Origin of the sequence: Proteiniphilum sp. UBA1028 (genome assembly GCF_002316955.1) — a bacterium.
GTDB lineage: Bacteria > Bacteroidota > Bacteroidia > Bacteroidales > Dysgonomonadaceae > Proteiniphilum.
In genome coordinates this window covers 64,922-73,489 of record NZ_DCEN01000043.1, presented here as the reverse complement: position 1 = coordinate 73,489, position 8,568 = coordinate 64,922, and the positions used below count along the sequence as shown (strand labels likewise).

Genomic DNA, 8,568 nt, shown 5'->3' with positions numbered 1-8,568 from the left:
TGGGCCATTGTAGAGTATATCCATGAACATCCGAAAGCAAGAGCCAAGACCTTGTTTGCAACACACTACCACGAACTGAACGAGATGGAAAAATCGTTCAAACGAATTAAAAACTACAATGTGTCTGTGAAGGAGATCGACAACAAGGTGATCTTCCTGCGGAAACTGATGCCGGGCGGCAGCGAGCACAGCTTCGGTATCCATGTAGCCAGAATGGCCGGGATGCCACATAGCATAACCAAACGTGCCGACTCCATCCTCTCGGCCATGGAGTCGGCAAACCGGAAAGAGGGCATCAAAAAGCCCATCAAGGATTTCATCGAGAAACGCGAGGGGTATCAACTTAGCTTCTTCCAGCTCGACGACCCGATCCTCACCCAGATTCGCGACGAGATTATCCATCTCGATGTGAACAACCTGACGCCCATTGAGGCGCTCAACAAGCTGAACGAGATAAAAAAAATTGTAAAAGGAAAATAAATAATATACCCGCCTCGCGTTGTCGCCACATTCGGAGCATCACAACAGTCGGGCTTGCAAGACATGTACAACGAACTTAACCCCAACGAGCCGCATCGCGCCGGGCGTATTGAAGTGATTTGCGGATCGATGTTTTCAGGCAAAACAGAAGAACTGCTGCGCCGGTTGCGCCGCGCCAGGATAGCACGACAGAGCGTGGAGATCTTTAAACCCGCCATCGACACACGCTATTCACATGACGAAGTGGTGTCGCACGACAGCAACGCGATACCATCAACGCCCGTGGAGCACTCCGCCAACATATTGCTACTGTCGTCGGAAGTAGAGGTCGTGGCGATCGACGAAGCACAGTTTTTTGATGAAGGCCTTGTGGAGGTCTGCCAGCAGCTGGCCGACCAGGGTGTGAGGGTAATCGTGGCGGGACTCGATATGGATTTCAAACGCACTCCTTTTGGTCCGATGCCTGCCTTGTGCGCCATTGCCGATGATGTCACCAAAGTACACGCCATCTGCGTGGAGTGCGGCAACCTAGCCAGCTATTCACACAGGCTGGTAAAAAACGACAAACAGATCATGCTGGGAGAAACCGAGGAATATCAGCCGCTCTGCAGAAGATGTTACCAGAAAGCACTGGAGAAATAAATAGCCTGAACCTCTCGAAACCCCTCTTTCAACAACAAATTCACGACCTGTTTTTATAGTTGAAGCGGCACATTTTTTGTATCCTCCAAAACAAATAAGCCACTCGTTTGTTACTCTCTATATTACCAAAACGAAAATTAACTGAAACAAAACGAGTATTCACTTAAAAGATCAATTTATGAAACTAAAAAAACTATTGTTCGCAGGACTGCTGATTGCTGCATGCACCACTACACTCAAAGCACAGCAATATAACACCGCATTTGGTGTGAGACTGGGTTATGACAGCGGATTGACACTGAAACATTTCTTTGCTCCGGCAAGCGCGGCCGAGTTTATCCTCGCTGCCTCCCCCCGATACTTCCAGCTGACAGGCCTCTATGAGTACCAACAACCGGTACCGGGTGCACCCAACCTCGACTGGTATGTGGGGCTCGGCGCACACATCGGAGGAATTCATTACCAGAAGGATCGTTATGACAATGCTTTTCTGCTGGGCGCCGATCTCATTGGCGGACTTGAATACATCTTTCCGCAGGCGCCATTCAATGTATCGCTCGACTGGAAACCCTCCTTTAACTTTACAAACGACTATAACGACTACTGGTACAGCGGCTTCGCACTTAGCTTGCGCTATACATTCAGATAATTGAATGGCCCCAGGAACGGATAAACCGCTTTCAGCCGAAAGCGGTTTTTTTATGCTGTTCCGACATAAATGCCTATTTTTGTACTCATGCAAAAAACAGGAAAAAAAAGCGATTCGGATCTGCTCAAACAACTCAACGAAGCACAACGTGCCGCCGTGGAGTTTTGCGACGGGCCCTCGCTCGTAATCGCCGGCGCCGGCTCGGGCAAAACCCGCGTACTCACTTACAAGATCGCCTACCTGCTGGAACAGGGACTGCCTCCCTTCTATATTCTGGCGCTCACCTTCACCAACAAGGCAGCCCGTGAAATGAAGTCGCGCATTGCAGAACTGGTCGGCGAAAAAAGAGCCCGCAGCCTGTGGATGGGCACCTTCCACGCCATCTTTTCACGCATACTCCGCAACGAGGCGGAAGCCATCGGATTCCGGTCCAATTTCACCATCTTCGACTCGTCCGACTCAAACAACCTGATCAGGCTGATCATAAAAGAGATGAGCCTCGACGACAAACTCTACCGGCCGGGATCTGTCCACAACCAGATATCGCGGGCAAAAAACAGCCTGATCACCCCGGCCATGTATGCGGCTAACGACGAGATTCAACAATACGACCGCATGGCAAAGCGCCCCAGGTTGTCGGAAGTATACCAGCGATACCAGAACAGGCTACGCTCCGGCAACAGCATGGATTTTGACGACCTGCTCATGTATACCAACATTCTGTTCCGCGACCATCCGGAGATATTGGAAAAATACCGCAACCAGTTCCAGTATATCCTGGTGGACGAATATCAGGACACAAACTTTGCACAGCACCTCATCGTGAAACAGCTGGCCGATGTGCACCATCGTGTGTGTGTGGTGGGCGACGATGCCCAAAGCATCTATTCCTTCCGAGGTGCCAATATTGACAATATCCTGAAATTCAAATCGAACTTCAGCGAGACGCGGATCTTTAAGCTGGAGCAAAACTACCGCTCCACACAAAACATCGTGAATGCAGCCAACAGCCTGATCAAAAAAAACAGCGAACAGATTTTCAAGGATGTCTTTTCGGAAAATGAACCGGGCGAAAAGATTGAGATCAGAAGTGCTTTTTCCGATTTTGAGGAGGGGCTCATCGTCTCCAACAAGATCGCACGGATGAGGCTTGAACAACATGCCTCCTTCGGAGACTTTGCCATTCTCTACCGCACGAATGCACAATCGCGTATCTTTGAAGAGTCGTTGCGGAAGAACAACATCCCCTACCGTATCTACGGGGGATTGTCGTTCTATCAACGCAAGGAGATCAAGGATGTGATCAGCTACTTCAGGTTGATCGTAAATCCCAGCGACGAAGAGGCGTTTCGCCGGATCATCAACTACCCTGCCCGGGGCATCGGCAACGTGACGGTGGCCAAGGTTGCATCGACAGCTGAGTTACATCAAATAAGCCTGTGGCAGGTACTGGAAAATCCGCTTGCGTATAACCTGGACATAAACGCGGGAACAGCTAAAAAACTGGCTGGCTTTCGGGAACTTATCCACGATCTGATTGAAAAAAATGGGTTTCTCAACGCCTTTGAGCTGGCGCAGGAGGTGATTAAAAACAGCGGCATAGCCAAAGAGGCCTACGAGGATATGACACCCGAAGGAATGAGCCGCACACAGAATATCCAGGAGCTGCTCAATGCCATGAATGAGTTTGTTGCTACAAGGCAGGAACAAGGCGAGGAAAACAACCAACTGGTCGATTTTCTGTCGGAAGTTTCTTTGCTTACCGACCAGGATACCGATAAGGATGGTGAAAACGAAAAAGTGACCCTGATGACGGTCCATTCCGCCAAAGGGCTGGAGTTCGACCATGTGTTCGTGGTAGGAATGGAGGAGGATCTTTTTCCATCCGCCATGGCCAAATCGGAGATACGCGGGCTGGAAGAGGAACGTCGCCTCTTTTACGTAGCCATCACCCGGGCTAAGAAAACCTGCACAATCACCCATGCCAGGAGCCGTTTCCGGAACGGAATCACCAATTCTGCCGTCGCAAGCCGCTTTCTGAAAGACATTGACTCTACATTCATTTCGATGGACAGCCAGCAGGTTGACAACAATGTGTCGTTCGCGCCACAGGCGGATGATTTCTGGGGATCGATGCGGGCACAACGGCTGCAAAAACAGGAAAAGCACATCGAGCTGCCAAATAAAGTAACTCCGGTACACCGGGCCACCTCTACCCTCCCCTTGTCGAAAGAGGCAAAAGAACTGGAGGTAGGCCATATCATTGAACACGAACGATTTGGGCGAGGTGTGGTCACCGCCATTGAAATGGGCGGAAACGACCGTCGTGCATTTGTGGAATTTGAGTCGGCAGGCAAAAAACAGCTTCTGTTGAAGTTTGCAAAGTTCACCATTGTGGGCAACGCCGGCTCCGATGCCTGAGTGATCAAATTTCCAGCAACGCCTTTTCTCCACTGCTGCCGCCAAACAGTATGTCGACGGGGTTTTCCAGCAATTGTTTCACCCGCAGCAAAAAGCTTACCGAGTCTCTACCGTCGATCACACGATGGTCGTACGACAACGCCACATACATCATGGGGCGGATCACCACCTGCCCCTCCAGGGCGACCGGACGGTCTATGATGTTGTGCATGCCAAGGATGGCCGACTGGGGTGGATTTATCAAGGGTGTGGACAACATGGACCCAAAGACACCGCCGTTGGTGATCGTGAATGTGCCGCCGGTCATCTCGGGGATCGACAGCTTCCCGGCACGGGCCTTCCCGGCCAGATCGGCGACTGCTTTCTCTATCTCTGCCAATCCCAGGCTCTCCACGTTTCTCACCACCGGCACCATCAACCCCTTGGGGGTGCTCACAGCCACGGCAATGTCGGCATATTCGTAAGCTACCAGGTTTTCACCGTCGATCATGGCATTCACATTGGGGTACTCCTGCAACGCAATGGCACTGGCCTTCATAAAGAAAGACATCATCCCCAGCTTGATCCCGTGTTTCTCCACGAACGCATTCTGATGTTTTTTGCGAAGATCCATTATGGGTTTCATATCGACTTCATTGAAGGTAGTCAGCATCGCCATTTCATTCTTCACAGAGACAAGACGTTCGCTCAACTTTCTGCGCAACGAACTCAACCGCGACGTGGTGGCATTGCGGCTGACTGTTTTTTTCAAGCCGGGGGTCTCATCGTTGCTTCGCGAAAGAATTGCCTCCACATCCTCACGCTTCAGCCTTCTGAGGCCGTTGATGACATCTTCAACAGACAAGCTGTTTTCCTCCATCACTTTTTTCGCCAAAGGGGTAACCCTCACCTTTTCATACTCCGGTGCAAGCGATTCATCGGGAAGGGGGAATTCTTCCGACTGGACGAGCGCTTCGGGTTGCGGGGACTTTTCAGGTTGCATGGATTTTTCGGACTGAACAGATTTTTCGGGTTGCACCGATTTTTCGGGTTGCACGGAGGTGTCAATGGTGCAGACCACGGAACCTACTTCAAGCATCTCTCCCTCCGACGCTCTGAAACTGATCTTCCCGGACCCTTCGGCCACCAGCATCAACGTGGCCTTGTCGGACTCCAGCTCTGCTATCTCGGTATCTTTGTTCACCATAGCCCCATCTTCCACCAGCCAACGAAAAAGCTCGACGTGCGTGATCGATTCACCCGGGCTCGGAACTTTTATTTCTATGATTGCCATAATATTGAAGTCAATTGTTATTCAAATAATACGATCCGGACAATTAGCTGGAAAATGATTTGCGGATAATGGCAGCCTGGTTGATCTTATGCCGGGCTGTCAATCCTTCTGCGGTAACACCGCTGGCAGGACGGCTGACTACGTGCAGCGGGAGATCGCTTAACTGATCCTTCACAAAGAGCGCAGCACCCATGTTTGCCGGCTCCTCCTGCACCCAGAAAAGCTCCACATTTGTTGCATACCGACTCAGGAGAGCTCGAAGTTGTTTGTCCGGAAAAGGATAGAGCTGCTCAAGGCGGATGATGGATATCTCCTCCTGCTGAATCTCCCTGCGGGCCTCCTCCAGCTCGTAGTATATTTTACCGGTGCAAAGGAGGATCCTTTTCACCTTTGCAAAATCACGGAGCTGCGCATCCTCCATCACTTCACGAAATCCACCTTCCGTAAATTCAGCCAGAGAAGAGGTGCATGCGGGATGACGCAACAAACTCTTGGGTGTGAAAACAATCAGCGGCACCCTGATGTTGCGATGCAACTGCCGGCGCAGCACGTGGAAGAAGTTGGCGGGGGTGGTGCAGTTCACTACCTGCATATTAAGGTTGGCACACAAATTCAGAAAGCGCTCCATGCGACCGCTGGAATGTTCCGCACCCTGCCCCTCATAACCGTGTGGCAACAACATGACCAAACCCGACTTCAATCCCCACTTTTCTTGTGCGGCGGAAATATACTGATCCACGATCACTTGCCCTACATTATAGAAATCTCCGAACTGCGCCTCCCACACGGTGAGTCCATGGGGATGGGCCAAAGAATAACCATATTCGAACCCCAGGATGCCATATTCATTGAGCGGCGAGTTGTACACACGAACCGGTTCCTGTGGATCACCCAGGTTCTTCAGCGGGAAATATTTGTCTTTGCCATCCTCGGTGATAACTTCTGCATGGCGATGCGAGAAGGTACCCCGCTCGGAATCCTGGCCGCTCAACCTTACACTGTGCTTCTCCCATGCCAAGGAGGCATAGGCCATCAACTCACCCATAGCCCAATCATAAGAATCGGACTCAATCATGGACAATCGCTGTTGAAACAGACGAACGGTTTTGTTGAAAAACTTTTTATCGGCCGGAAGAGTAGCGATGCTTTGAGCCAGCTGCACAAAAAGCTCTTTGGAAATAGCCGTATCAGTCATCAACTCAAAATCAACAGCTTCCGGCAAGCGAATATCCGGAAACTGATCGGCCAGAAAAATATGAAGGTTCAATACAGAGGTGGCCTGCGACTCTTCGTACGCCTTCTCCAGCACCCGATGAAAATCAAGCAACTTTGCATCAAACGCCTGCGGAGTGATGGCTCCTTCCGCAATGAGTTTTTCTGCATAAATATCGCGCGGATTCTTGTGTTTTGCGATAATATCATACAGTTCCGGCTGGGTAAAACGAGGCTCATCGCCCTCGTTATGTCCATATTTCCGGTAAGACAACAGATCGATGAATACATCGATTTGAAACTTCTGACGAAACTCCAACGCCAGCTTGGCCACGAAAACCATCGCCTCAATATCGTCACCGTTCACATGAAATACAGGCGACTGCGTAACCTTGGCCACATCGGTGCAATACGTACTGGAGCGGGCCTGCAGATAATTGGTGGTAAATCCCACCTGGTTATTAATTACAATATGAATGGTGCCGCCCGTTTTATATCCCTCCAGCTTGGAAAACTGAATGGTTTCGTACACCACACCCTGCCCGGCGATGGCGGCATCACCGTGTATAAGAATGGGCAACACTTCGTGGTAATTATAGGCATGCTTGTTTTCCAGCTTTGCACGAGCAATACCCTCCATCACCGGGCCCACGGCCTCCAGGTGAGAAGGATTGGGCGCCAGGCTCACCGAGAGGGAGCGCCCTTCATAATCGATGGTATTGCTGTAACCCAGATGGTACTTTACATCGCCATATTTAATTTCATCCTCGTAATTTTGGGCATTGAACTCACGAAAGACCTGCGAATAGGGCTTTTTCATGATGTTGGTGAGCACATTCAAACGCCCACGATGAGCCATGCCAATCACAATCTCGTTCACACCGTAAGCTCCACCACGTGCAATGATGGCGTCCAGCGCAGGGATAATTGACTCTGAACCCTCGAGGGAGAAGCGCTTCTGTCCCACAAACTTTTTGTGCAGGTAGTCTTCGAAACCGGAGGCTTCCACCAAACGGTCCAGAATATGCAGCTTTGTTTCGCCGGGAAGCGATTCCTGATTTCGGGAGAACTCCATTTTCTCCTGCAGCCATCGTACAATCTCGGGTTTCGTCATATAACGATACTCTACCCCAATCGACTTGCAATACGTTTCTTCCAGGTGCTCAATTATCTCTCTCAAAGTAGCTTTATCGAGGCCAATCTCTTTTGCGGCTTCGAACCGGCTATCCAGATCCTCCTCCGTGAGATTGAAATTCTCTATTGCCAGCGTGGGCGAATAGCTTCGGCGGCTACGGACCGGGTTGGTTTTGGTAAACAGGTGCCCACGACGCCTGTAAGCCGTGATAAGGCGCATAACATCCAATTCTTTGGGGGAATTCCCCAACGTCTCTTTTCTGTTTATGGGCTTCGTGGGAAAATGCGAAATGGCTAAGTCAAATCCCTCAAAAAAAAAGCGGAAACTTTCATCCACACTCCACGGGTCTGCCTTGTATCTTTGGTATAAAGCCTCGATGGCCTCAATATCCATTGCACTTAATTTATTTTGGGCATCCATCGGTCAGTCATTCATCGTTTTGTTATAAATAGTAAAGAGGGTCAAATTGTTCATTGTACCTGCTTCTTTTCGAAGAAAAGAGTTTGCCGCTACATTTCTCTATGTCCCGAAAAAATGCTATTTTTGGCTTCCCAAATGACGCTATCTGCAAATAGACATCAAATCATCATAAAAAATCAACTCTATGACAAAAAGTGCTTTACAAGTTGCACGGGCAAGCTATGAGCCCAAAGTGCCCGAAGGATTGAATGGCAATGTAAAAATTGAAGAGGGAGCCGCAACAGAATCGGTGCGCGACCAGAAAGAAATTCAACAGCTGTTTCCCAATACATACGG

Annotated in this window: 6 protein-coding genes; 4 read left to right on the top strand and 2 right to left on the bottom strand. The window is 50.0% G+C overall.

The window, feature by feature from the left end:
• From B3Z75_RS07640 to B3Z75_RS07625, 4 genes are all read left to right on the top strand, one after another.
• The coding region (locus B3Z75_RS07640) for a MutS-related protein (protein ID WP_414702879.1) at positions 1 to 480 on the top strand (480 nt) is incomplete at its 5' end.
• Between the two features lie 63 nt (positions 481 to 543).
• Positions 544 to 1,122 (top strand): thymidine kinase, encoded by a 579-nt coding sequence (locus B3Z75_RS07635; RefSeq protein ID WP_294069534.1) that lies wholly within the window; start codon positions 544 to 546, stop codon positions 1,120 to 1,122.
• A gap of 178 nt (positions 1,123 to 1,300) precedes the next feature.
• Positions 1,301 to 1,771 carry a hypothetical protein gene (locus B3Z75_RS07630; protein WP_294069531.1) on the top strand — a complete coding sequence of 157 codons (471 nt, stop codon included), beginning with the start codon at positions 1,301 to 1,303 and terminating at the stop codon, positions 1,769 to 1,771.
• Between the two features lie 87 nt (positions 1,772 to 1,858).
• Positions 1,859 to 4,192: an ATP-dependent helicase gene (locus tag B3Z75_RS07625; RefSeq protein ID WP_294069528.1), complete on the top strand. Its 2,334-nt coding sequence runs from the start codon at positions 1,859 to 1,861 to the stop codon at positions 4,190 to 4,192.
• Positions 4,193 to 4,196: 4 nt separating this feature from the next.
• Here B3Z75_RS07625 and odhB read toward each other — a convergent pair whose 3' ends face one another.
• Both odhB and B3Z75_RS07615 read right to left on the bottom strand, forming a co-directional pair.
• On the bottom strand, positions 4,197 to 5,465 hold the full coding sequence (odhB, locus tag B3Z75_RS07620) for a 2-oxoglutarate dehydrogenase complex dihydrolipoyllysine-residue succinyltransferase (protein ID WP_294069525.1): 1,269 nt from the start codon (positions 5,463 to 5,465) through the stop codon (positions 4,197 to 4,199).
• Between the two features lie 43 nt (positions 5,466 to 5,508).
• Positions 5,509 to 8,232, bottom strand: coding sequence for a 2-oxoglutarate dehydrogenase E1 component (locus B3Z75_RS07615; RefSeq protein ID WP_294069522.1), 2,724 nt, complete (start codon positions 8,230 to 8,232; stop codon positions 5,509 to 5,511).
• Between the last annotated feature and the right edge of the window lie 336 nt (positions 8,233 to 8,568).

Coding starts and splice junctions, on each gene's coding strand:
- B3Z75_RS07635 (WP_294069534.1), top strand. CDS start 544: ATGTACAACGAACTTAACCCCAACGAGCCGCATCGCGCCGGGCGTATT.
- B3Z75_RS07630 (WP_294069531.1), top strand. CDS start 1,301: ATGAAACTAAAAAAACTATTGTTCGCAGGACTGCTGATTGCTGCATGC.
- B3Z75_RS07625 (WP_294069528.1), top strand. CDS start 1,859: ATGCAAAAAACAGGAAAAAAAAGCGATTCGGATCTGCTCAAACAACTC.
- odhB (WP_294069525.1), bottom strand. CDS start 5,465: ATGGCAATCATAGAAATAAAAGTTCCGAGCCCGGGTGAATCGATCACG.
- B3Z75_RS07615 (WP_294069522.1), bottom strand. CDS start 8,232: ATGGATGCCCAAAATAAATTAAGTGCAATGGATATTGAGGCCATCGAG.